Origin of the sequence: Massilia sp. CT11-108 (assembly GCF_047302915.1) — a bacterium.
In the GTDB taxonomy this organism is placed as follows: Bacteria; Pseudomonadota; Gammaproteobacteria; order Burkholderiales; family Burkholderiaceae_D; genus Telluria; species Telluria orientalis.
Genome location: NZ_JBKYMO010000930.1, coordinates 1 through 1,280 on the forward strand (window position 1 = coordinate 1; position 1,280 = coordinate 1,280).

At 69.2% G+C, this 1,280-nt stretch carries 3 protein-coding genes; 2 read left to right on the plus strand and 1 reads right to left on the minus strand.

Going from position 1 to position 1,280, the window contains the following annotated elements:
• Window positions 1–451: molybdopterin cofactor-binding domain-containing protein (locus ACEN88_RS32090; protein WP_413346245.1), on the plus strand; the 451-nt coding region annotated here is incomplete at its 5' end.
• Here the strand turns inward: ACEN88_RS32090 and ACEN88_RS32095 are convergent.
• A complete protein-coding gene (locus ACEN88_RS32095) occupies window positions 452–880 on the minus strand; it encodes a thioredoxin family protein (RefSeq protein ID WP_413346247.1) in 429 nt (142 codons plus the stop codon).
• 62 nt (window positions 881–942) lie between these two features.
• On the opposite strand from ACEN88_RS32095, the gene tsaB reads away from it, so the two are divergent.
• Window positions 943–1,280: tRNA (adenosine(37)-N6)-threonylcarbamoyltransferase complex dimerization subunit type 1 TsaB (tsaB, locus tag ACEN88_RS32100; protein ID WP_413346249.1), on the plus strand; the 338-nt coding region annotated here is incomplete at its 3' end.

Sequence of the window (1,280 nt, forward strand, 5' to 3'; positions counted from 1 at the left end):
CGCGCGTGCGGGCACGCCGGCGGAAGGCCGCGCGCACGGCGTCGCCGTGCACCAGTCGTTCGGGACCGTGGTGGCGCAGGTCGCGGAAGTGTCGGTGCAAGACAAGGAGATCCGCGTGCACAAGGTCGTGTGCGCCGTCGATTGCGGCCTCGTCGTCAATCCGAACATCGTCGCGCAGCAGGTCGAGTCGGGCGTCGTGTTCGGGCTGTCGGCCGCGCTGGCGGGGGAGATCACCTTCAAGGACGGCCAGCCGCAGCAGGCGAATTTCGGCGATTATCCCGTGCTGCGGATGGCGCAGGTACCCGAGGTCGAGACCATCATCGTACCGAGCGCGGAACCGCCGGAAGGCATGGGCGAACCCGCGGTGCCGCCCGTCGCGCCGGCCGTGGCGAATGCCGTGTTCAAGCTGACGGGGCAGCGGCTGCGCAGCCTGCCGCTGCGCCTGGCTTGATCACTCGTCGGCGTTGGCGATGAGGGTGCGCAGGTTGCACTCGCGCTGCCACGCCTGCCGTTCCGGCGTGGAGGCCGCCTGGCGCATGAGTTCGTCGCCGCTCAACTCCGCCTGCGCCTGGATCAGCCGGTCCGCGACTTTCGGATCCGGCAGCATCGTGCCGAAGAACGCGACGGCATCGCCGCGCTGCACGAGCAGCGTGGGAAAATTTTCCACGTCGAGGTCGCCGACGACGTCGGCCTGGTCTTCCACGTCGATCCAGACGAACGTCTTGTCGGGATGGCGCGTGGCCAGGCCGTCGAACGCGGCGCGGTAGGACGAGCAGGTGCCGCACCAGGCAGCGCACAGGCAGGCGACGATCCAGCCGTCGCCGTGGAGGGCGGCGGCAACCTGGTCGCGGGTATCGGGCTCGAGGGTCAGACTGGACATGGGCGCGATTCTACAACGGTTCCGCGCTTTTGGCTGGCCGGGCCGCCGGGTTACAATACGCCATGCCTATCATCCTCGCCATCGAAACCTCGTCCGAGCTGGCGTCCTGCGCGTTATTGAACAGCGCGGACGGCGCGGACACCCCCGTATTGACCTCCGTATTGACCCGCGAATCGTCCGGCGTGCGCACGCATTCGCAGTCCGTCCTGCCCATGGTGCAGGAGTTGCTGCGCGACGCCGGCATCGCCCTGGCCGACTGCGACGCGATCGTATTCGGCGCCGGTCCGGGTTCGTTCACGGGCGTGCGCACGGCGTGCGGCGTGGCGCAGGGTCTCGCGTTCGGCGCCCGCAAACCCGTGCTGCCGCTGGTGACGCTGGAAGCGATGGCCGAGGCGTGCCG